The organism is Selenomonadales bacterium (assembly GCA_017442105.1).
Taxonomy (GTDB): Bacteria; Bacillota; Negativicutes; order RGIG982; family RGIG982; genus RGIG982.
The window spans coordinates 1-24,310 of sequence record JAFSAX010000095.1 but is presented as its reverse complement, the minus strand read 5'-3'; the positions used below and the strand labels follow the sequence as shown (position 1 = coordinate 24,310).

General features: G+C 50.3%; 21 protein-coding genes. 1 reads left to right on the top strand and 20 read right to left on the bottom strand.

Annotated elements, in window-relative coordinates:
- Nucleotide 1: 1 nt before the first annotated feature.
- The 19 genes from uvrB to IJN28_03675 all read right to left on the bottom strand — a co-directional run bounded on the left by uvrB (nt 2) and on the right by IJN28_03675 (nt 23,753).
- Complete coding sequence (gene uvrB, locus IJN28_03765; protein MBQ6712893.1) at nt 2–2,053, bottom strand: excinuclease ABC subunit UvrB; 2,052 nt, start codon at nt 2,051–2,053, stop codon at nt 2–4.
- 73 nt (nt 2,054–2,126) lie between these two features.
- On the bottom strand, nt 2,127–3,368 hold the full coding sequence (locus IJN28_03760; GenBank protein MBQ6712892.1) for a PDZ domain-containing protein: 1,242 nt from the start codon (nt 3,366–3,368) through the stop codon (nt 2,127–2,129).
- 138 nt (nt 3,369–3,506) lie between these two features.
- Nucleotides 3,507–4,622 (bottom strand): S41 family peptidase, encoded by a 1,116-nt coding sequence (locus IJN28_03755; protein MBQ6712891.1) that lies wholly within the window; start codon nt 4,620–4,622, stop codon nt 3,507–3,509.
- Nucleotides 4,623–4,703: 81 nt separating this feature from the next.
- Nucleotides 4,704–5,831: a peptidoglycan DD-metalloendopeptidase family protein gene (locus IJN28_03750; GenBank protein ID MBQ6712890.1), complete on the bottom strand. Its 1,128-nt coding sequence runs from the start codon at nt 5,829–5,831 to the stop codon at nt 4,704–4,706.
- Between the two features lie 16 nt (nt 5,832–5,847).
- Nucleotides 5,848–6,735, bottom strand: coding sequence for a permease-like cell division protein FtsX (ftsX, locus tag IJN28_03745; GenBank protein ID MBQ6712889.1), 888 nt, complete (start codon nt 6,733–6,735; stop codon nt 5,848–5,850).
- Nucleotides 6,725–7,411 carry a cell division ATP-binding protein FtsE gene (gene ftsE, locus IJN28_03740; GenBank protein ID MBQ6712888.1) on the bottom strand — a complete coding sequence of 229 codons (687 nt, stop codon included), beginning with the start codon at nt 7,409–7,411 and terminating at the stop codon, nt 6,725–6,727. The genes ftsX and ftsE overlap by 11 nt, the downstream gene beginning before the upstream one ends.
- A gap of 115 nt (nt 7,412–7,526) precedes the next feature.
- Nucleotides 7,527–8,252: a hypothetical protein gene (locus IJN28_03735; protein MBQ6712887.1), complete on the bottom strand. Its 726-nt coding sequence runs from the start codon at nt 8,250–8,252 to the stop codon at nt 7,527–7,529.
- A gap of 73 nt (nt 8,253–8,325) precedes the next feature.
- Nucleotides 8,326–9,258: a transketolase family protein gene (locus tag IJN28_03730; protein MBQ6712886.1), complete on the bottom strand. Its 933-nt coding sequence runs from the start codon at nt 9,256–9,258 to the stop codon at nt 8,326–8,328.
- Between the two features lie 18 nt (nt 9,259–9,276).
- Nucleotides 9,277–10,110 (bottom strand): transketolase, encoded by an 834-nt coding sequence (locus IJN28_03725; protein MBQ6712885.1) that lies wholly within the window; start codon nt 10,108–10,110, stop codon nt 9,277–9,279.
- 29 nt (nt 10,111–10,139) lie between these two features.
- Nucleotides 10,140–10,979: a YitT family protein gene (locus tag IJN28_03720; GenBank protein MBQ6712884.1), complete on the bottom strand. Its 840-nt coding sequence runs from the start codon at nt 10,977–10,979 to the stop codon at nt 10,140–10,142.
- Between the two features lie 48 nt (nt 10,980–11,027).
- Nucleotides 11,028–12,119, bottom strand: a complete 1,092-nt coding sequence (csaB, locus tag IJN28_03715) for a polysaccharide pyruvyl transferase CsaB (GenBank protein ID MBQ6712883.1) — start codon at nt 12,117–12,119, stop codon at nt 11,028–11,030.
- Complete coding sequence (locus IJN28_03710; GenBank protein MBQ6712882.1) at nt 12,112–14,166, bottom strand: hypothetical protein; 2,055 nt, start codon at nt 14,164–14,166, stop codon at nt 12,112–12,114. Before IJN28_03710 ends, csaB begins: the two co-directional genes overlap by 8 nt.
- A 32-nt stretch (nt 14,167–14,198) precedes the next feature.
- Nucleotides 14,199–14,951 carry a DUF2993 domain-containing protein gene (locus IJN28_03705; protein MBQ6712881.1) on the bottom strand — a complete coding sequence of 251 codons (753 nt, stop codon included), beginning with the start codon at nt 14,949–14,951 and terminating at the stop codon, nt 14,199–14,201.
- A 4-nt stretch (nt 14,952–14,955) separates the two neighbouring features.
- Nucleotides 14,956–16,071, bottom strand: a complete 1,116-nt coding sequence (gene prfB / locus IJN28_03700; protein ID MBQ6712880.1) for a peptide chain release factor 2 — start codon at nt 16,069–16,071, stop codon at nt 14,956–14,958.
- A gap of 47 nt (nt 16,072–16,118) precedes the next feature.
- Nucleotides 16,119–18,500 (bottom strand): preprotein translocase subunit SecA, encoded by a 2,382-nt coding sequence (gene secA, locus IJN28_03695; protein ID MBQ6712879.1) that lies wholly within the window; start codon nt 18,498–18,500, stop codon nt 16,119–16,121.
- A 151-nt stretch (nt 18,501–18,651) separates the two neighbouring features.
- Nucleotides 18,652–19,818, bottom strand: a complete 1,167-nt coding sequence (nrfD, locus tag IJN28_03690) for a polysulfide reductase NrfD (GenBank protein MBQ6712878.1) — start codon at nt 19,816–19,818, stop codon at nt 18,652–18,654.
- Between the two features lie 371 nt (nt 19,819–20,189).
- Nucleotides 20,190–21,392, bottom strand: a complete 1,203-nt coding sequence (gene hybB, locus IJN28_03685; GenBank protein MBQ6712877.1) for a Ni/Fe-hydrogenase cytochrome b subunit — start codon at nt 21,390–21,392, stop codon at nt 20,190–20,192.
- Entirely contained in the window at nt 21,385–22,215 is an 831-nt protein-coding gene (locus tag IJN28_03680; GenBank protein MBQ6712876.1) for a 4Fe-4S dicluster domain-containing protein, read from the bottom strand. The genes hybB and IJN28_03680 overlap by 8 nt, the downstream gene beginning before the upstream one ends.
- Nucleotides 22,212–23,753 carry an iron hydrogenase small subunit gene (locus tag IJN28_03675; protein ID MBQ6712875.1) on the bottom strand — a complete coding sequence of 514 codons (1,542 nt, stop codon included), beginning with the start codon at nt 23,751–23,753 and terminating at the stop codon, nt 22,212–22,214. Before IJN28_03675 ends, IJN28_03680 begins: the two co-directional genes overlap by 4 nt.
- Nucleotides 23,754–23,853: 100 nt before the next feature.
- Between IJN28_03675 and IJN28_03670 the strand changes: the two genes are divergently transcribed.
- Complete coding sequence (locus IJN28_03670; protein ID MBQ6712874.1) at nt 23,854–24,051, top strand: hypothetical protein; 198 nt, start codon at nt 23,854–23,856, stop codon at nt 24,049–24,051.
- A 186-nt stretch (nt 24,052–24,237) separates the two neighbouring features.
- Here IJN28_03670 and IJN28_03665 read toward each other — a convergent pair.
- Nucleotides 24,238–24,310: sigma 54 modulation/S30EA ribosomal C-terminal domain-containing protein (locus IJN28_03665; GenBank protein ID MBQ6712873.1), on the bottom strand; the 73-nt coding region annotated here is incomplete at its 5' end.

Here is a 24,310-nt window from a genome sequence, read left to right as displayed (position 1 = left end):
TCTATTTCTTCACTTTTTTTGTGCGTTTTTTCTTCTCGGGCAGACTGCCTTTCAGCTCAACGATCATGTCGCGCAGTTTTGCCGCACGTTCGAATTCGAGCTTACGCGACGCTTCGGTCATCTCGCTCACTAAACTGTCGATAAGATCGAGCCGCTGCGCTTCTGTCATCTCGCTCGGTTTTTTCGCGCGATATTCGGCAGGCGATTCTGCGACCTTCGTCAACTCGATGAGTTCCTTGACTTTTTTCTTGACGGTCTGCGGTGTAATACCATGTTTCGTATTGTATGCCTGCTGTACTTCGCGGCGGCGTTCCGTTTCGTCAATAGCACGTTTCATCGAATCAGTCACACGATCGGCATACATGATAACGCGCCCTTCGGCATTACGCGCCGCACGGCCTATCGTCTGAATCAGCGACGTATCCGAACGGAGGAAGCCTTCCTTATCGGCATCGAGGATCGCCACGAGTGATACCTCGGGCAGGTCAAGGCCCTCACGAAGAAGGTTGATACCGACCAGAACGTCGAACTCACCTGCACGGAGGTCGCGGATGATCTCCGCCCGCTCGATCGTCGCAATATCCGAATGAAGATACCGCACACGAACGTTCATTTCTTTTAAATAATCGGTCAGATTTTCTGCCATGCGTTTCGTCAGCGTCGTGACGAGCACACGCTCATTCTTCTTCGCACGCAGTTTGATCTCGCCGAGAAGATCGTCCATCTGTCCTGCGATCGGTCTGAGTTCTATCTCGGGATCAAGAAGCCCCGTCGGACGAATGATCTGCTGTACGACCCCGTCCGCCTGTCCAAGCTCATACGGTGCAGGTGTCGCCGAAACATAGATGATCTGATTGATATGCTCTTCAAATTCGCTGAATTGAAACGGTCTGTTGTCGAATGCCGACGGCAGACGAAATCCGTTCGCCACGAGCGATTCCTTGCGCGAGCGGTCTCCTGCATACATAGCGCGCACCTGCGGGATCGTCACGTGCGATTCATCAATGACGAGCAGATAATCGTCGGGAAAATAATCCATCAGCGTATACGGCGCTTCACCCGCCTGACGGTTCGTCAGATGACGAGAGTAGTTCTCGATGCCCGAGCAGTAGCCCATCTCCTGCATCATCTCGAGATCGTAGTTCGTTCGCTGTTCAAGGCGCTGTGCTTCCAGAAGCTTGCCTTCCCCGCGCAGTACCTCGAGCCGTTCTGCCAGTTCCGCTTCGATGGAACTGACGGCACGCTCCATGTTCTCTCGCGACGTAACGTAATGCGACGCAGGATAAATGACGATATGTTTGCGCTCGGCAAGCACTTCGCCCGTCAAAATATCGACTTCGACGATGCGGTCTATCTCATCACCGAACAGCTCGATGCGGATGGCGCGTTCCTGATATCCTGCGGGAACGACTTCTATCACATCGCCGCGCACACGAAACTTACCGCGCTCAAATCCGATATCGTTGCGTTCATACTGGATCGCTACCAGCTTGCGCAAGATCTCGTCACGATCGCGTATCTGCCCCTGACGGAGCGAGAGCACGAGATTCTTATATTCTTCCGGCGAACCCAAGCCGTAGATGCACGACACGCTCGCCACGATGATCACATCTTTGCGCTCGAACAGCGCACTCGTTGCCGAATGGCGGAGCTTGTCTATCTCATCATTGATAGAAGCATCCTTTTCGATATACGTGTCCGTCTGCGCGATATATGCTTCCGGCTGATAGTAATCGTAATAGCTGACGAAATACTCTACCGCATTATCGGGGAAAAACTCTTTGAACTCGCTCGCAAGCTGTGCCGCCAGCGTCTTGTTATGTGCGATGACGAGCGTCGGCTTCTGTACCGCCTCTATCGTCTTGGCAATCGTGAACGTCTTGCCCGTCCCCGTTGCACCGAGAAGCACCTGCGCTTTTTTGCCTGCGCGAATGTTATCTGCCAACTCGGCGATAGCCGTCGGCTGGTCACCCGTCGGCACGAACGGAGCTTCTACGCGGAATGGTATCGACTCACCCGAAAGAACAGTCTGCAGTTTGGGTACATGCGCCATGGCCATCACCTACTTTATAATAATTATTTGTTAGTATTTACTATTTATATTATACCACATGAGTATATCTTTGTCACTCTTTTTTTCCGCCGCGTTTTTTGAGCCAGTCCATGACGGCAACCCCTTCCGCTTCCAGATGCGCATATCGCGTTTCATTGCCGTGCGGAACGAGGATAAGGCCGTACGGATCGCCCTGTTCACCTGCCAAATGCGTACGATACAATTTACTTTCGCGGAGATATTCGATCTCGCGGTTGGCGACCATCACATGAGCCGCATCGTCTAAGTCCATCGCATCACCGATATAGACATTGTTGAGGCGCGTGATGATATCGCCGCTTTTGAGGCCTGCCTTCTGCGCAGGGCTGTCGGCGACTGTTGCCAAAAGACGCACACCGCGGTCGGGGTGGACGAATATCGGTTCTGCTTTCATCTCGCGTTCGTTTTCTCTCTGTATGAGGAGTTCGTGGCCGATCGGCGCACAGAGCGCGGCGAAGAGCTGAAGCGAGGTCACATCTGCCGAAAGAAGCGCAAGAGCCAATAGGCCGACGCTGTAGATCGCCAAGCCGACAGCAGAGCGTTTTCTCTTTTCGTTCGGTTCGTTCGCGATGGCCATATCGCTGTAACCGAGTGCCGCTACGACAGGCAGTGCCGCATACGCAAGCACATGCAGGTCGGGTATCTCAATGACAGTCGGGAGCATCGGCCACCAGTCGGGAAACGCGAAGAGTGATACGAGCTGATCGGCAGGGACAGTGATGGCATTAAGTGCGATGAGCGGGAGCGGCCACAAGTTCTGGATAAGGTATGCACCGACGTGGCGGCCGTTAGGGAGCTTGACAACGAGCGGTACAACACCGTAGTCACGGCTGATATAGATGAGCACGCTTTCCGTCAAGTGGAGAATGGCAATGAACGCGAGAAGCTGCGGTACATCGACGCTCGGCCAGCCGAACAGGACACTCGAGGCACCGACAAGACCGCCCGCATACGCAAAACACAAGAATCGTGCATTGATCATCATCAATACGACGGCAACAGGCCACAAGTAGGCAAAGCCGAGGTGATTGATGGTGATACCAAACAGTGTCACGAGCGTGCTCGCGATAAAACCCCCTATCATGCCGTAGAAGATGGCTTTGAGGAGCTGGTCGCGTATCGAATAGCTGACAGCACCGAAGATGCGGCGTTGACGCTGCTGCATCTGGCGCGATTGCAGTACGACGAGCACGACCATGATCCAAAATATCGGATTCATCAAGATCGGTATCATATGAGAAAGCACGAACATCATTACATTTTGTACAAATTCCATGAGATTATCCTCCGCATCTATTATCTGTTATTCGTATCGTATCACGTACACCACTTCGATTCAATCCTTCCGAACAAAAAAGGTCACTTCGACTGTACTGTATCATCGCTGATACAATATCGCGAAATGACCTCTCTGTTATTTTGTTTTCAGATGAGCGATCGCTGTTTGAAGTACGTTGTCGTGGGTACTGCTGCCGTTCGCTTCTACAATGATATCAGGCGTGATGCCGACACCGTCGATGAGCGTTTCGTTCGGCGTATAATACTTGGCGATCGTTAGCTTGACCGCACCGCTGTGAAGCGGGAACACGCCTTGTACCGAGCCTTTGCCGAACGTTTTCGTTCCGATGAGCGTACCTGATTTCGTATCTTGTATCGCACCTGCGACGATCTCGGATGCGCTGGCACTGCCTTGGTTGACGAGCACCACGACCGGGTACGGAGAGCCTTCCGACTTCGATTCATACGTCGTTCGACTGCCGTCACGTTCAACGATGGATACGACAGGTCCTTTCGGTACGAACAGTTCAGAAACCTCTACGCTCTGATCGAGAAGTCCGCCAGGGTTGTCGCGCAAGTCAAGAATGATGCGTTTCATGCCTTCTTTTTCCAGTCGGCTGTATTCTTTCTTCAAGTCATCGGCAACGACTTCATTGAAGTTCGTGATGCGCAAGTATCCGATATCGCCTTCGAGCATCTTGCCCGATACGGCATGAACCTGGATATTATCTCTGACGATGGTGAATTCCTTCGTCGCTTCGCCTCGTCGCAATGTGAGCGTTACCGACGTACCTTCTTCACCGCGTATCTTCTCGACGGCTTCTGTCAGATTCAACTTCGTTGCATCTTCGCCGTCTATCTTGAGGATGATATCGCCGCTCTTGACACCTGCTTTTTCGCCGGGAGTACCTTCGATCGGCGATACAACGACGAGCTCATCATCTTTTTCTCCGACAACGAGTCCGACCCCGCCGAACGAACCGCTCGTAGCACTTTCGAATACATCAAACATCTCTGCGTCCATGTATATCGAATGAGGATCATCGAGCGCTTCGACCAACCCTTTGATCGATCCTTGCCAGAGTTTTTCGAGCTCGGGCTGATCGACATATTTATGTTCAACGACTGTCAATGTGCGAAAAAAATCGAGCGCACCGACTGCACCGTTTACTGCGTGTTCCATGACGAACAGTATACCTGCCAATGTCAGCATACTTCCCGCCAAGAAGGCAAGCACCATGCGCAGCCACATCTTTTGTTTACTCAACCATGACACCCCTGTATTTGTGCATTTCTTCTCTACTGTATGTAAGAGATATCTTTTTTATACGTTTTAGAAATAGTTGTACGGATTGACAGGTTCCCCATATTTGCGCACTTCGAAATGAAGGTGCGGGCCTGTCGAATAACCCGTCGACCCTGCATGGGCAACAATTTGCCCTCTTCTTACCGTAGCACCGACACCGAGCGTCAAGTTCGAGTTGTGTGCATACAGCGTCGTCAAGCCGCCGCCGTGGTCGATGATGATCGTTTTACCATAGCCGCCGAGCCATCCGGAATGGATGACCGTACCGCCCGCCGCCGCCCAAATAGGCTCACCGTAGTTGGCCGCAATGTCGATACCGCTATGATAGCGCGATGTACCGAAGATCGGATGGACGCGCCAACCGTACGGAGATGTGACTCTTCTGCTGCCAAGCGGCCAGATAATGTCACCGCTCCCTTTGACCTGTGCAGGTTGATTGAATGTAGGCTTACGATTGCGAAGCATATTTTCGATCTCTTTCGATTTCGAAAGAAGCTCTCTGTATGTACGTTCTGCCTCTGCTTTATCTGCACTTGCCTTCGCCAAGAGGCTCTGCTGCTGTGCTTTGTTCTCGTCGATACGTTTCTGTTTTGCCTCTGCATTTTCTTTGAGTACGACAAGATGTGCCTTATCATCTTCGAGCTGCTGACGCTTCTCTACGATAATCGCACGTTCACTGCGCACACTGCTGACGAGCTCCGCATCTTGGCTGGCGATGCGTTTCAAGAGATCCATGCGCGTAACGAGATCGTTAAAATCCTTCGCTCCGAACAGAACGTCGAGATAGTTGATCCTTCCGTTGATATAGATATCTCTAAGCCGCTTATGAAGCACCTTCGTATGAGCCTCAAGACGCGCCTCTGCATCAGCAAGAACGACTTCGTTTTCAGCGATATGCTGTTCCGTTTCCGTCAATTCCGTTTGTATATTCGTCAGCTCAGCCTGCACCGTTTCTGTTTCTTGCTGCAGTTGAGCCAAATGTTCCGTAATATTTTTGATCTGCTTCTTGGCACTGTCGATATTCGACTGCTCAGACTTCATCTGCTTTTGGACCGAATCGAGCTGTCCTTTCAGATTGTCTGCCCAGACATTGCTCATCGGAACGAGCATCGTGAACGCAAGTGCCACCGCAAGACTTTTTTTCGTTCGTTTCATCTTCATTCCTCCGCCATCAGACGTCCATATAACGGCTAAGCGAGATGGCACTGCCGATCGCACCGATGAGCATACCGATGCCGACGAGCGCGCCGCCGATGATATAGAGGAAAGGATGAAGCGGTACCAAGTACAAGAAAGCCAATACTTGATGTACTTCATAGAGAAGTGCCGAATACGCATAATAGAGCGCAACTGCCGCGATCGTGCCGCCGACAGAGCCGAGGATCATACCTTCCATCAAGAACGGCAGACGGATAAACGCATTCGTGGCACCGACGTATTTCATAATACCGATCTCTTTACGACGCGCGAATACCGTCAGGCGTATCGTATTCGAGATGATAAAGAGCGTAGCAAAGACTAAGAAGCCCAACAGGACGGCACCCAAGATACGTAAGATCTTCGTCATCTGGAACAGCTGATCGACGATCTCACTGCCGTATTTGACCGTTTCTACGCCTGCCATCTGTTCGATGGCCTCTGCTGTCGGTCTGACAAGTTCGGGATTGTCCACTTTTATTTCGAACGAGTTGGGAAGCGGATTCTGATCGTCGAGTGCTTCGAGCATCGACGCTTGGTCGCCAAGACGTTCACGGAATCTTGTTAGTGCTTCGGCTTTCGTGACGAACGTCACTTCCGATACCCCGCTGACAGCACGGATATCCGCTTCTGCCTGTGCGAGTGCCTCACCTTCGACAGAATCTTGCATATATGCCGTTACCTCGACTTTCGATTCGAGTGCCGACACCATATATCCCATATTAAGACCGAGTATACCGAACGCACCGAGTACGAGGAGCGATACCGCTACCGTACTGATGGAGGCAAAACTCATCAGCGCATTTCGTTTGAGCGAAACGAACGCTTCTTTCATCAAATAAAGCGAAGTTCTAACCTTCATCGCCGTATCCTCCCTTCGCTTCATCGCGTACGATCTTACCTTTTTCAAGCGCAATAACACGACGGCGCATACAGTCTACGATCGTTTTATCGTGTGTCGCCATAACGATCGTCGTACCCGACTTGTTGATCTCTTCAAAGATATTCATGATCTCCCACGAGTTCTCGGGGTCGAGATTGCCTGTCGGCTCATCGGCGATCACGATAACAGGATTATTGACGATGGCACGCGCGATCGCCACACGCTGTTGTTCACCGCCCGACAGCTGTGCAGGGAACGATTTGGCCTTATGCTTGAGGCCGACGAGTCCGAGCACCTTCTCAATATTCTGTTTCATCTCACGGCGCGACGCTTCGACGATACGCATCGCGAACGCGACATTTTCATAGACCGTCTTGTCGGGAAGCAGGCGATAATCTTGGAAGATAACGCCCATACTGCGACGGAGATACGGAATCTTTTTCTTTGGAAGTTCTCTGAGGTTATGTCCGTTGACGATAAGATCGCCCTTATCGGGAGATTCTTCCAACAAAAGCATCTTCATCAACGTCGATTTCCCGGCACCGCTCGGACCAACGATAAAAACGAATTCGCCTTTGTCGATCGAGATCGAAATATCATCCATCGCAACAGCACCGGTAGAATATGTTTTGCTTACGTTCGATAATGTAATCAAAAGAAATCCTCCACTCAAATGAAAGTTGTTTTGCATAGTAAATAATATTATATAATTAGACATTTTTGACGAAATACCTGCTTTTTTCGCCGATAGATTCAAAATTCACTCGTTTTCACCGCAAAAGGAGTGTTTCTGTCATCATCGTTAAGCAGCCGAGGATCAGCGATAAGAGCAAATACCACCCCAGTATCCACGTACGCCTGAAGCGATGTATGTTCTCTATACGCCGCCCTTGCCGCCACCATCGCCACAGCGAAACGAAAAGGAGCAAGAGGAACATGATATGCTCCCACACGTAAAGACAAACGATCGTCAAGCCGATGCCAACGACCCACATATGGCGTGATATCCCATCACCGACACGACTGCCATCGAGTGGGTAGCACGGCAGAAGGTTGATAAGGTTGAGCCACGCGGCAAGATGTGACCACAAAAGATAGACGCGCTCGCCTGTCCAGAGATGGATGGCAAGAAATGCACATACGCTGATACTGCCGAGTGCAGGCCCGCCGAGCGCAATGACTGCTTCGCGACCGTTATTGACCGTGCACCGTTTAAGGCAGACGACAGCACCGATCATCGGCAAAAAGTACGGAAGTGACGTGCGCACACCGACGATGCGCGCCGCGAGTACATGCCCCATCTCGTGACAAAAGAGTGCGATGACCAATCCGAGCGCACAATCGCGGCCGAAAAACATCTCATACGTTTCGAACGACAGCCATGCCGACACCGCCGACAGCACACTTGGCTCCATCACATACGCACCGATGAGCGCGCCGATACCGATACACAGCTTTTTCAGATAGTCACTCACATGGCACCAGCACCGTATCATCGTCACTCCCCCTAAACAAAAAGCAGTCCGTACTCACTATTATGTGAGTACAGACTGCTTTACGCATCTTATCTTATTTGTTTGCGATAGCTTGTTTTGCCGCTGCTGCAATGTCAGAAGCCGTCAAGCCGTATTTTTTGAGGAGGTCTGCCGGTTTGCCCGATTCACCGAACGTATCTTTTACGCCGACTCGAACAAGACGAGCAGGTGCTTTTTCTGCCAATACTTCGGCAACAGCACTGCCAAGACCGCCGATAATGTTATGTTCTTCGCACGTTACGATCGCGCCCGTAGCTTTTGCCGCCGCTGCGATCGCTTCTTCGTCGATCGGTTTGATCGTCGGCATGTTGAGAACAGTTGCCGAGATGCCTTCTTCAGCGAGCATTTCTGCCGCTTCGAGAGCTGCCGATGTCATGATGCCCATACCGATGAGCGTAACATCCGTACCTTCTTTGAGCGTAACGGCTTTGCCGAATTTGAATTCGTACGATTCGTCGAATACATCAGGTACACCCGAACGACCAAGGCGAATGTATACAGGGCCGTTGTATTCTGCTGCCCAGCGAACGACAGCTTTTGCTTCTGCCGCATCGGCAGGAACGAGTACCGTCATGTTCGGAAGGGCACGCATGATAGCAACGTCTTCGATCGCCTGATGCGTCGCACCGTCTTCACCGACCGTAAGGCCTGCATGCGTTGCCGCAACTTTTACGTTCAATTTCGGATAACAAACAGAGTTGCGGATCTGCTCGAAGGCACGACCCGTTGCAAATACTGCGAACGTCGAAGCGAAAGCCGTTTTGCCTGCTGCCGCAAGACCTGCCGCCGTACCGATCATACTCTGTTCAGCGATACCTGCGTTGAAGAAACGCGTCGGATATTCTTTTTTAAACATGGCCGTTTTTGTCGAACCGGACAAGTCCGCATCCAAAACCACGATATTTTCATTCTGTCCGCCAAGCTCACGCAGAGCCTCGCCGTATGCTTCTCTAGTAGCTTTACCCATGACTCAATAACCTCCTGCTTATGCCAAATCTTCTGCCAAAACTTGTTCGCACTGGTCTTTAGACGGTGCGTTACCATGCCAGCCTGCTTGATTTTCCATGAAGGAAACGCCTTTGCCTTTGACCGTTTTAGCCAAAATGACAGTCGGTTTTTCCGTTTCGGCTTTTGCCGCCTGGATCGCATCATAGATAGCAGGAATGTCGTGACCGTCGATCTCGATAACATTCCATTGGAATGCACGCCATTTTTCCGCAAGCGGAAGCGGCGACATAACATCAGTGACAGGACCGTCGATCTGAAGTCCGTTATAGTCAACGAATGCTGTTATATTGCTGAGTTTGTAATGACCTGCAAGCATCGCTGCTTCCCAGATCATGCCTTCTTGCAATTCACCGTCGCCCATGAGAACGAAGATGCGGTGGTCGGAGCCGTCAAGACGTGCGGCAAGGGCCATACCGTTGGCTGCAGCCAAGCCCTGACCGAGAGAGCCGGTAGACATATCAACACCCGGCAAGTCTTTCATACTCGGATGACCCTGCATACGCGTATTCACCTGACGGAGTGCCATGAGTTCCTCTTCCGGGAAATAGCCTTTTGCTGCAAGTGTTGCATAAAGCACCGGTGCCGCATGACCTTTCGACAAGACAAAACGGTCACGATTCGGAGCTTTCGGATCCTTGGGATCAACGTTCATTTCCGCAAAATAGAGCGTCGTCACAATATCAGTTGCCGAAAGAGAGCCGCCCGGATGACCCGATTTTGCTTCGGTGATCATTTTGACGATGTTTCTGCGAATCGCTTTTGCTTTGGTCTGTAAATCAAGTACTTGTGTTTCTGTCAACGTATTTGCCATTAAAAAACCCTCCTAGTGAAATAACAGCATCATCGAATGTCTGCAAATCCTTTGCCCAAAACTTCGTACGCATCGGTCACGATGACGAACGCATTCGGGGCGTGTTCATGTATCAATTCTTTCAGCGGGGTGATCTGATCTGCCGTCACCACGCATAAAAGCACTTCTTTGGGCTGTCCGCTGTATCCTCCGCGCGCACCGATGATCGTTACGCCGCGAACGATGCGGCGATTGACTTCCGCCGTCAGGACATCCGCTTGGTCTGTCACGATCAAAAACGCTTTGCTCGCCAGACCGCCTTCTTGAATAATATCGACAACTTTCGACGTAACAAAAATCGAAAGAGCCGCATATAGTGCCAATTCGGCACTATGGAATACAATTCCTGCTAAAAAAACAACAATTCCGTCAGCTAAGAAAAGTGCCTGCCCCACACTGATGCCCCATTTATGGTTGAGTATGGCGGCGATCATCGCCGTACCTGCCGTGTTGCATCGGTATCGAAATACGATACCTGCACCGATCCCTGCAAGTACACCGCCGTAGAGCGATGCTAAAAGGATATCTTCCGTCATAACAGGAAGATACGGTGCCGTAAGATCGACCAAGACCGAATAGAGTACCGCACCGTATATCGTACGCACGGTATACCCGCGTCCGAATAGGTAGAGGCCATATAACAGAAGTGGAATGTTGACGACGAGCATCACGATACCGACAGGCCAGCCTGCCATGTGATAGAAGATCGTTGCCAGACCGCTTAAGCCCCCCGCCGCGATGCGATTGGGGATCAAAAACATATTAAGTCCGACAGCACCCAAGAGTATCCCAAAACTGATAGCTCCATACTGTTTCACATATGACATCATGCGATCCACTCTCCCATACAAGTAGTGAGAGCAATATGAAGTTGTAGGTTATCGCAGGAAATCGAGTGCCAGCTCTGCGTTACGCTCCGCCAGTCGGCGAAGATTGCTTACGGCAGTTTCGGTTTTGATATCGCTTTGACGGCGCGTCATCCATTTTGCGCGAACCGATTCCATAAGCATATCACTCGTGATATGCTCTAAGTCAGCGACACAATCACCTTCAACAGATTCCATGAATCGATCGATCTTCGGGTCATACGAGATACCGATCATCGGCACGTGCATGACACCTGCAAAGATGAGCGCATGCAGTCTGATGCCCACCAATAAGTCTACGTTGCCGACAAGCGCAAGCAGTTCTGTCGTAGTATATTCGTCTTCCAAAAAAATGGCGTTTTTGTATCGCGACTTGTTGCGGATACGTTTCGCCGCCTCTACGTCGCAGGGATACTGCATCGGCAGATACACTACCTGCGCGCCGAGTTCTTCTATGATACGGTCGGCGGTGAGAGCCAACGCTTTTTTGTAGTCGTTTTTCGTTTCCCATTCACGTACGGCAAACGCCACGATCGGCTTGTCCAAGTCAACACCGCTTTTGGCCAATATCGTCTTGCCGAGATTGCGATTGGCAGGATGGATCGCCAGCACAGGGTCGGCCGTCACTTCGATATGCGGTCTTGTGATGCCGAGTTCGGCAAGCTCACGCCGAGATCCTTCATCGCGGACAGTTATCACATCGACGCGGTTGCCGATCATGCGCATGGCACGCCGAGCATTCTTGCCGCGCAGCGGACCGATGCCTTGTGCGTAGAGCATAACAGGCTTACCGAGTGCTTTTGCCATCGTGACGATGCTGAGGTAATAGTAAAGACTGCGCCAACTCGTCACATCCTGGAACAGACTTCCGCCCCCGCTGATGAGAAGGTCGCACTTTGCGAGCGCGCGACTGATCCGCGGAAGATGAAATCTGTGCACCGCATCGACACCGTGACGTTTTTTCGTATCTATAGGATTGCCCGAGATGACGGTGATATGCGCCTGCGGGTCGAACTCCGTCAGGACATCGATCATCGCCGAGAGCATCGCTTCATCGCCTGCGTTGGAATATCCGTAATATCCCGATATGACGATATTACTCATGTGCATTCAGCTCCTTCTGCACACGATACCAGACTTTGCGAAGCACCCATACACCGAGGACACCGATCAGACCGACACCAATACCTGCCGCCAGACCGTCGAGCGCACGAATAAACGACATGAATACAGGCGTACGCATATGCGCGAACGTTTCCACGAGCGAGCCTTGTGCGATCGTTGCCGCTACGACAAGCAAGTATAAGAGGAAGTTCGGCAAGTTGCGATAGTAGGCGATCGCCGCCAAGAAGAAGGCAGGATGCCCGATAAGGAATTCTTTCGAACGCGGACGCGCATACATGACTTGTTCCAAAAACGCGCGCATCTTAAGTTCAATGCCCGGAACGGGAACACCGGCAGTATGTCCGCTTCGACCGATAAATATAAGTGCCGCAAGTGCCATCGCACCGATCAGTGCGAGTGCCTTGACTGTAACGGGATAATTGAGCACCGTTTGTATTTGCGAGGCAAACGACGGCGACTCGCTCGCACGTACTTCAAAGAGGGAGAAGCGCACGAGATACGTGATGCTTATCAAGATGAGCGGCATCAAGAATGTCAGCTTGACGCCACGGAATATCTCCGCTTCCAAGAAGAAACGGACATCACTCAAGATACCTGCCACATAAAATCCGCCGATAAGCGAGGCGAATACGAGCACGGTCAATCTGCCGACCGCACCGACTGTGATGCGCGCCCACGAGCGGCTCTTGTCACGCGGCGACTTGCTCCACGAATCGAGCTGCCACGTCATGACGACGGCAGGAATGATGCACGCACTGGCAAGTGCAATGACTTGTCTTGCGAGCGTACCTGCACCACTCAAGATGGGGTAGCAGAGAATTGCCGACAAGATGATAAGAAGGGCGTATTGATATTTCGCCGAAAACGGACGCACGAGCGAGAGATACAGTACTCCGCTTGCCACCGCGCCGATGGCGACCAGTGCCCAGAGGATATTATTTGCGTAATACGGTTCCATTACGCTGGCTTTGCCAACGGCAAACCCACGTTTTTCAAGATCTGCCTTGACGGCGCGGACATATTCAACGTTCGTTTCGATGATATCCATACCGGAGGCAGGTTTTTCAAACATACGCAGGAAGTTGATACGGATATTGCGTTCTTCGTCGGTAAGCGTCCAGCGTTGAACGGCATCCGTGAGTTTCATTTTTGCCTGCTCGTCTTTCGGGATCGAGTAGACACGCGCCGCATGATATCCCATCTCCTGCATGACGCCTTTCAATCCTTCCTGCGGATAGAACTGAAGCTGTGTCACATGTTCGATCACGCCAAGCGTCAAATCTTTTTCTTTCATCAGCTCTATCGTCACATCGAGATGGTCGGGATAGCCGAGAATTTCGGGACCCGAGAATACGACAGCCGATACACGGTCGGACACTGCGATACGCGAAAAGACGGCTCTGACATCGTCCTCGGTGACTTTTTGATAGTTCGATGGACGAGCGATGACCCAAAATCCATGATCGGCTACCTGTTTGATCTGATCGGTAGACAGGCCGAGGTTCCATTTTTGCGCTTTTTCGTAATCGGCTTTGACCGCAAGCACACGCTGACTTCCGATATTGACGGTCGATACGCGCTGGCTTCCGAGGCGGCGCATCATGTCTTCCGTCAATTCATCAAGCACGTTCGGGTAGTCACTGACGATGTAGATACTGCCGACATGGAATGTATCCGATTCGACGAACGACTGCCACGCGGGACTTGTCAAGCGACCGCATTTGGCATCGGCTTCGAGTGTGCTGCCCGGCATGGCAGAGATCTTGCCGCGCTCGTGCAGTCTGGCAAGTGTCGTTTCGTAAACTGCGACCGAAGTAACGCCTGCATCTTTGAGCTGTCTGAAAAGCTCATCTTCATCGACACCTTCGATGGCGGCCGTTTTGACGACATCATCATAGTCTGCCACCAAGTCTACGACAGTATTCTGATATTCTACTTGATACCGCTGATAGCCGATGATGAGCGAGGCGATGAAGCCAAGCGCAATGAGGGCTACAAGCAGTTTGTTATACGTAAATTGTTTCACCGATCTTCCACCTCATAATGAATCGCTGAATCTTATTTGGTCTTTTGGTTTGTCGATGTGTCTTCTTTTTCAACGCGAACAGATACTTCCCCATCGAACTTGCTGACATTCGTCACCTGCACCGCAAACGGCAGAGATGACAGTTCTGCCAGCTCTACATCTGTTTTGACATTGGCAGATATTTTTCCGATGGTATGTTTTAACGCAGCGCGTTCACTGACAAAATATATCTTGTTACCGCGGCCGACGAACTGTCCCGCGAGTGAAATACGCACAGGCAGTTTGCCGAGCATATAGTCACCTTCCGCTTCAACGCCCGACGGTGTGATGTGTACCGTGACATTCGACAGCTTCTCTACCGACTGTTCGAGCGTTTTGGCAAGCTCTTCTTCTTTGATATCAATGCTGGCAGAAACTTTACCGAGATGTTCAAAGACGAACGTGCCGTCATCTACAAGGCGCGACATATCGACATCTACATCCTCTGCCCATACGTCGATCCGCGAGCAGAGCAATTTGCCGACCTGCACATCTTTAGCCGTTATATATACCTTATGCATTTCTCCAGCTAACATCTCAAGTGCCCGACTACGTCTTCCGGTTTTTTCAGAATAGACATCGGCAACGACTTCTCGAGCTTGCACATTCTCTCTCAGACTGTTCTCGATGATGGTCTTCGCCGCAATCGGTAACGTTATGCTGCTTGTAAGCACGATAAGGGCCAGCCCGACCAACAAATATTTCATTGGTGTCATGCGTACGTATTCGCGTTTTTCTTCAGGCATTTGTTTACGCCTCCGGTTTTGCCTTTCGGCTGTTCATCGCAAGGTATGCTTCGATGAACGCATCGATCTCACCGTCCATGACGGCTTGTGTATTGCTCGTTTCTTCGTTCGTACGATGGTCTTTGACCATGCTGTACGGATGAAATACGTACGAGCGGATCTGGCTACCCCATTCGATCGCCTGATAATCGCCTGCGATCTCAGCCATGGCAGCTTCTTGTTTCTGTTGTTCAAGTTCGTACAGTTTTGCACGAAGGAGCTTCATACATTGTTCGCGGTTCTGTATCTGCGAACGTTCGCTCTGACATTGTACGACGACGCCTGTCGGCATATGCGTCATACGAACGGCAGAGTCCGTTTTGTTGATATGCTGACCGCCCGCACCGCTGGCACGATACGTATCTACCTTGATATCGGCAGGGTTGAGGTCGATCTCTACATTGTCGTCGATCTCAGGCATAACGTCGATCGCCGAGAACGAGGTCTGGCGACGGCTGTTCGCATCGAACGGCGAGATACGCACAAGACGATGTACGCCTTTTTCCGATTTCAAGTAACCATATGCATTATGACCCGTTATCATGAGTGTTGCGCTCTTCATACCTGCTTCGTCACCGACGAGGAATTCGAGCGTTTCGACTTTATAGCCTTTTTTCTCAGCCCAGCGGATATACATACGCATAAGCATCTGCGTCCAGTCCTGCGCTTCCGTTCCGCCCGCACCTGCGTGGAGCGTAAGGATCGCATTGTTCGCATCATGCTCGCCCGAGAGGAGAAGATCAAGCTCGAGCTTTTCGAGCTGTGCACGGATATCATCGAGAATAGCCACGACTTCGTCGTATACACTTTCGTCGCCTTCTTCCATGCCCATCTCCCAGAGCATCTGCATATCTTCATACTGATTTTTCATTTTTGCGTGCGTTTCCACAACAAGTTTCAGCGCATTGAGCTCCTGCATAACAGCCTGCGCTTTGTCGGCATTGTCCCAGAATCCCGGCTCGCTGATCTTATATTCGAGTTCTCCGACTTGTTCTTCTTTGCCGCCAATGTCGAGAGAAGCACGCATCTCATTTATCTTTCGTTCTGTTTCTGCGATCTGAGTTCGCAAATCTTCTAACATCACGCTAAATTCAACCTTTCTTTGCCCATCTTCTGCCTAAGCAGTCCTTATGCCTGTTGTTCGCCTTCTTCGGCAGGTTCTGCGATCGTTACGCGGAACATGAAGCGTACGACTTCATGCTGGATACGTTTGATCATCGCATGGAACATGTCGAATGCTTCGATCTTGTACTCTACGAGCGGGTCGCGCTGACCGTACGCACGAAGCCCGATACCTTCGCGCATGATATCCATGTTGTCAAGATGCTCCATCCACTTGCTGTCAACGACCTTGAGCATAACGATCTTTTCAAGCTCACGCATATTCGTTTCGCCGAACGCCTGTTCTTTTTCGGTATAGAGGTCGTTGGCGATCTTAAGAAGCTCTTCACGAAGCTCTATAAAGCTGAGTTTTTCCATCATGCTCGGCGTCAGACGGTTCGCAGGCAAGAAGTACTCTTTGCAGTACTCTTCCATTTCTTCCGTATCCCAATCTTCCGGATAAACTTTTTCGTTCGTATAGCGTTCCATACCTTCGTCGATGATCTGTTCGATCATGTCAAAGATGTTTTCTTTCATGCTTTCGCCCGACAAGATCTTATGGCGCTGTCCGTAGATGACTTCACGCTGCTGGTTCATAACATCGTCGAACTGAAGGACATGTTTACGAATGTCGAAGTTACGTGCTTCGACTTTTTTCTGTGCTTTTTCTACCGAACGTGTGATGAGTTTGTGCTCGATCGGTTCGTCTTCGTCCATACCGAGTTTATCCATCATCGTGGCAATGTTTTCCGAGCCGAAAAGACGCATAAGATCGTCTTCGAGCGAGAGGTAGAATCTCGACGAACCCGGGTCACCCTGACGGCCTGCACGACCGCGAAGCTGATTGTCGATACGACGGCTTTCGTGACGCTCTGTACCGAGGATATGAAGACCGCCGACTTCGGGCACGCCTTCGCCAAGCACGATATCCGTACCGCGGCCTGCCATATTCGTTGCGATGGTGACCGCACCGAGCTGACCTGCTTCGCTGATGATCTCTGCTTCCATCTCATGGTATTTCGCATTCAAGACCTGATGCGGGATACGCGCTTTGTGAAGCTCTGCGCTGAGTGCTTCCGACTGACGGATAGAGGTCGTACCGACGAGTACCGGCTGACCTTTTGCGTGCAGTTCTTTGATTGCTTTGACAACGGCACGATATTTTGCCGCTTTCGTTTTATAGATAACATCAGGGAAATCTGTTCTTCTGACTTCTTTATTCGTCGGAATGACCACGACCGGCAAGTTATAGATCTTCGTGAACTCGCCTTCTTCTGTTTTGGCCGTACCTGTCATACCGCTCAATTTGTCATACATACGGAAATAGTTCTGGAACGTGATGGACGCGAGCGTCTGGCTTTCGCGTTCGACCTTCACGCCTTCTTTGGCTTCGATGGCCTGATGAAGACCGTCCGAATAACGACGGCCGAACATAAGACGACCTGTAAATTCGTCTACGATGACGACTTGGCCTTCGCGAACGACATAGTCTTTGTCACGTTTCATGATGGCTTTTGCTTTGAGCGCCTGCGTGAAGTGATGCGACATATCAATGTTCGCTGCCGAATAGAGGTTTTTGAGTCCCAAAGCTTCTTCGACCTTGTTGATACCCGTTTCTGTCGGCATAACGGCTTTTGCTTTTTCATCGAGCGTATAGTCTTCGCCTTCTTTGAGTGGGGCTACGGCTTTGGCCATAACGAAATAAAGATCAGTCGATTTGTCCCCCGGGCCCGAGATGATGAGCGGTGTTCTTGCTTCATCGATCAAGATACTGTCTACTTCGTCGACGATGGCATAGTTAAGCTTGCGCTGTACCATCTGTTCGGGATACGTGACCATGTTGTCACGGAGATAGTCAAATCCGAATTCGTTGTTCGTACCATACGTGATGTCTGCGGCATAGGCACGTTTACGTTCCATGAAATCAAGACCGTGTGCGATAAGACCGACCGACAAGCCGAGGAAGTTGTAGAGCTTGCCCATCCACTCGCTGTCACGTTTCGCCAAGTAATCGTTGACCGTAACGACGTGTACACCTTTGCCCGTCAAAGCATTGAGGTACGACGGAAGCGTCGCTACGAGCGTTTTGCCTTCGCCTGTACGCATTTCTGCGATCTTACCTTGATGAAGTACCATACCGCCGATCAGCTGTACGTCGAAGTGACGCATACCGAGCACGCGGCGCGATGCTTCTCTGACGACAGCGAATGCTTCCGGCAAAATATCATCGAGCGTTTCGCCCTGTGCCAGACGGTCTTTGAACTCTTGCGTTTTTTCGCGGAGATTCGCATCACTCAAATTCTGCACCGACGGTTCCAGTGCATTGATCTTGTCGACATATTTGCGAAGCGCTTTTACCTTGCTTGCATCATCGTCACCCATAAGCAATTTTTTTATAAATTTAAACACTCAATATCACTCCTTGTTGAGTCGTTGTCTGCACTTTAATCACAGATACACCTATTATAGAATTTTACCAGAATCTAGCGAATAAGTCAAAGAAGTATGCCTTTTTAGTATAAAAAAAGTGCGGCAGACCATACATCTGCCACACGATTTATCAGCTTGCTTTGCCTTTCGGCACACGCATCAACATTCTGCTCATGCGTTTCAATTTTTCGTTGTGGTTCTTGCCGAAAATGTTGAGGTTCTCTACGATGAAGCTGTAGAGAAGGCACCCTGCCGACAAGAGGCCGATCGTAACGGTAAACTCCCAAACAGACGGGAAGTATGTCATGTCGCGACCCGGCGACAATCCGACAAATACAGTCGCAAGACGGTTGACAACAAGGCCAAGACTCGTCAAGAAACCGTACGCAATCAGACCGTTTCTCGTCCGACCCCAACGCGAGTATACGATAGCGATCGGAATGAGGATACCGATGATCATTTCCGCAAGAAATACGCTGGATTCCCACGAACCGTTGAACACCGTACCAATGAGACCGCGATCGAAGAGGTCATACCATTTCAAAAGGAAATACACCGCCATCGCACGCGTACCGATAACTGCCAGACCGTGTATCGTGTTGATGCGTATCTGATGTCCGTAGAAACGGCGTGCCAAAGACGATTCAACACAGATAACAGCAGGACCGACGAAGAACGACGACATCAAATAAAAGATCGGAATGTACTCACTCCAGTAGAGCGGATACATTTTAGGCTCCATAACAAGGAACAGAGCACCGAGTGACGACTGATGAAGTACCGGGAATACGACCCCGAGGATAAGAAGCACAGGCATGATCTTTTTAAGCGCACTGTGGAATCGTTGACCAAATCGCTCGGTCACGATCTCTCCCATCTCAAGTACCTGTATCGTCGTATAAAGTGACAAGCACCACAATATCTCGAACAGAACAGATGTCGTGCCCCATGATACGAACGGTACCCAACAGTTACGCCAAAGCCCGATATCTATGAGAAGTCCCGCCATGACGAGAAGATAACCGAGCAGCGATGTCAGGAGCGCACCGCGTACGACTGAGTTATATTTATGCCGATGGAAGATATGTGCAATGATCGCAATGCCGTAGCCACCACCCGCGAGCGCAACGCCTGTCATAACGTCAAACCCGATCCACAGACCCCACGGCCATTCATCGGACAAATTCGTCACCATGCTGAATCCCGTATCAAGACGGACGATCATACACAGAACACCAACTATTGCCAACATCGTCAGTATACCATGTGTAGGAGTTACGGTAAACTGAAGCCCCATTATACGAAACACTTTTTCCGGACCACTCTTAAGCATTACACTCACCTGCCTTTTCTTCTGTTTCTCACTTTTTCACGCGACACTTCGTATACGTCGCGACTGCCCATCGAATGATGGCGATATACAATGCAGCACCTATTGATTCCGTTCTGCCGATATACGCCGATTCGCTTTTCAGGAGAACTTATCTTGCCTGCATTTTTATCAATAGTATATCTATTACAGAATTCTACCAGAAAGTAATGAATAAGTCAAAGTAGTATTCCGTTTTTGAATGAAAAATTCCTAATGTATACATTATACAGAATAACCCAAAATGTATTTTCCCTATAAAAAAAGTGTGGCAGACCATATATCTGCCACACAAAACGTCAGCTTGCATGTCCTCTCGGAACACGCATAAACATTCGGCTCATACGTTTCAATTTTTCGTTGTGATGTTTGCCGAAGATGTTGATATTCTCTACGACGAAGCTGTAAAGAAGACAAGCCAGCGACAAAAGACCGATCGTAATGAAGAACTCCCATACCGACGGGAAGTAGGTCGTTTCGCGACCCGGCGACAATCCGACGAATACGGTTGCCAGACGGTTGATGGCAAGCCCGACGCTCGTCAAAACACCGTACGCGATAAAGCCGCCTCTTGTTTGACCCCAGCTCGAATATACGATGATGATCGGAATGATGATACCGATGACCATTTCTGCGAGGAATACGTTCGCTTCCCACGTACCGCTGAATGCCATACCGACAAGACCGCGTTCGAAGAGGTCGTACCACTTCAAGAGGAAGTAGACTGCCATTACACGCGTACCGATGCGTGCCAGACCATGCATCTTATTGACGCGGATCTGATGACCGTAGAAGGTACGTGCCAGAGATGCCTCACAACAGATAACGGCAGGACCGACGAAGAACGACGAGATGAGATAGAACCACGGAAGATATTCGCTCCAGTAGAGCGGATACATCTTCGTTTCCATAACGAGGAACATCGCACCGAGCGACGACTGATGAAGTACCGGGAACACTGCCCCCAGAATGATAAGGACAGGCATGATCTTTTTGAGTCTGTCATGGAATCGCTGACCAAAGCGTTCGGTGACGATCTTGCCCAGCTCGAGTACCTGTACCAGCATGTAGAGCGATAAGCACCACACGATCGCAAACAGAACAGATGTCGTACCCCATGATACGAACGGCATCCAGCAGTTGTACCAACGTCCGACGTCTAAGATAAGGCTTGCCATCGCAATGAGATAACCGATAAGCGATGTCAGAAGGGCAGGACGCACGAGCGAGCGATACTTTCCTTTGCCAAAGATATATGCGATGATCGCGATACTGTAACCACCGCCCGCCATGGCAATACCCGTCATATCGTCAAACCCGATCCACAGACCCCACGGCCATTCATCAGACAAGTTCGTCACCAGGCTGAACCCGGTAAAGAAACGGACGATCATGCAGATCACACTGACAAGAGCCAGTGCTGTCAGTACATAGTGTACAGGCGTAACGGTAAACTGCAACCCTAAGATACGAAAGACTTTCTCCGGACCACTGTTAAGCATTGCGGTCACCTTCCTTTTCTTTCGACTTAGCTAATCGTTTTTCTTCTCTTCTTTTCTTTTCATTGTCCGTACGACGCTTCGTATAAACCGAGATCGCCGTTGCAAGTGCTGCCCAGCCGATCGCGATATACGGCACCTTTTTCATCCAACTGTTCGAATGCGTCGTAGGTGCTGTCGTACCGAGCTCTGTATTGAATCCGAGTTTCTCAAACGGAACATCCGATATATAGAGCCAGCTCGTACCGCCGACTTCTTCTGCACCGTAGATATGCGGTACATATTTATTCGGCTCTGCCGCAATGCGCTGCTGTGCTTTTTCGAGAAGCTTATCGCGTCTGCCGAACTCCATAACATGTGTCGGACAGACCGTAACGCATGCAGGTGTTTCTCTGTTCTCTATACGAGAGCTGCAGAACTGGCATTTCATCACGGTAGGGAACGCACTTTCCCACTCGTATTTTGCTACATCGAACGGACACGCTACCATACAGTAACGACAACCGACACACAGATCGGGATAATAGATGACCGCTCCGTCTTCACGACGCTGGATCGCTCTCGAGAAGCAGACCGAAGCGCATGCAGGGTCAAGACAATGCATACATTGGCGTTTGACATAACGCCAGATAGGCGACCCATCAGCAAGCTCTGTTTTGCGTGTTTCGAGTACCGTCCAGTTATAATCTTTTAATTTTGTATGTTCACCCGTTGCAGGGTGATCTTCTTGGAACTCCAAGTTATTCCACATCTTGCAGGCAACCGTACAGCTGCCGCAGCCGATGCAGCGCGTCAAATCAACTAAAACGCCATTTCCTCTCTTCATTTACGATCCCCCCAAAGCGCGCTGTCAGGTTTTTTGGGTGTTAAATGCGAACTTCTGTCTTCATAGTGCGTATGTAACAGATGATGTGATTTTTCACCGAGCGGCTCACCCAAATAGAGCCGATACAGATCTTTTACCTCTTGGTTCTCGTGACTCAAACGTTTTTTCGCGATCTTCGCATCATAGTGATACAGACCGTCTGCACGAATCTTGCGGATATCATCGTTCGGCGGAAGTGCCGTACGCGGCTGTCCGCCGCCCGATACACAGCCACCCGGACATGCCATGACTTCAATGAAATCCCAGCGTACTCTGCCTGCTCTCACTTCATCGAGAACCTTGCGTGCGGCACGTGTGCCGTGAATAACTGCCACACGGATATTGCCGACACCGGGAACCGATGCGACCGCCTCTTTTACACCTTTAAGCCCACGAACAGGCGTCCAGTTAAGAAGCGCCTCCGGCGGATTCGATCCTGTCAAATAGTAGTAACCGGTACGGACAGCGGCCTCCATAACACCACCCGTCGCACCGAAGATAATACCTGCACCCGTGCTCTCGCCAAGAAGCGAATCATATCTTGCATTCTCATCGAGCGAATCAAAATCGATACCACGCGTTTTGAGAAGAAGCGCAAGCTCGCGCGTCGTAAGTACCGCATCCATATCGGGCATATCTTCCACCGTTTCACGGAATTCGGGACGGATCGCCTCGAACTTCTTCGCCGTACACGGCATGATCGATACGCTGAATATCTTCTTCGGATCACGGCCTCTGCGCTCTGCATAATACGACTTGATCATCGCACCGCCCATCTGCATCGGCGACTTACACGAAGACAGGTTCGGAATAAGATCCGGATAATAGTATTCGCAGAACTTCACCCAACCGGGGCAACACGACGTAAACATCGGCATATTTTTCCCCGACTTCACACGCTCTACAAGCTCTGCCGCTTCTTCCATGATCGTCAAGTCTGCCATGAAGCACGTATCGAGTACACTATCGAAACCAAGCGCACGAAGTGCAGCTACCTGTTTTCCTTCAACAAGACTGCCCGGTGCCATACCAAACTCCTCCCCGAGCGCGACCTTCGTCGCAGGAGCAGTCTGAACGACTACATGCACCGACGGATCGGCGATCGCATCAGCCACACGATCAATATCGCGTTTCTCAAACAAAGAACCGGTCGGACACCACATCGTACACTGACCGCAGTTGATACAGATCGTTTCATCTTTGATCGGAAGTTCATAATAGCCATGAACACTCATGACCTTCTGGCAGACTTCCAAACACTGTCCGCATAAAATACATTTCGAATCATCACGCGCCAGTGATGCACTATTCTCATCAACAGGCACACGGCCCTTGACCTGCACAGACCAATTGCCGGCACGGTTATACTGCGTCGGCATCCAGCCTTCGCCACCGGCAGGCTTATTTGCACATCCCGCCGCACCAAGACTGAGTCCTGCCGCACCGATACCGCCCATTATTTTTAAAAAACTACGTCTGGAAAATTTTTTATCCTGCATGACTGAGCCCCCACTTAAATGTCCTTAAAAAAATTCCATTTGATTGGTATAAAAAGAAATCATAAATCCCATACTGAAAGAAAAACCGAGGAGGATCCATATGAATCATACCCAACTTAACTCCCTTGCTGTATTCAGCCAGATCGCCGATCTCAAAGAAACCGATTACAAAACGACCCTTGCCATCACAGCTCTTATCGAATTGCTCATTCATAAGAACGTGATCACCCCCCAAGAACTCAGTCGCACAGCGACCGATCTTGAAGAAGAAGCCGAAACACAACTTACTCGGCTGTAAGCGCATAGACTACATTCAGTATGATTTTTATTCTAACATATTTTGTCGTTCCATTCTATACATTCTATCTTGGAATATCCCTTTTTCGCTATACGAAAAAACAATAATTTTATAGTAAGTAATTATGATTAGTCCATAAAAAAAGACCGAATCTCTCGATTCGGTCTTTTTTCCGTCCTTATAGGATCAATATTCCGGCTCGATCAAGCCATATGCGCCATCTTTACGACGATATACGACATTGACTTCTTCCGTTTCT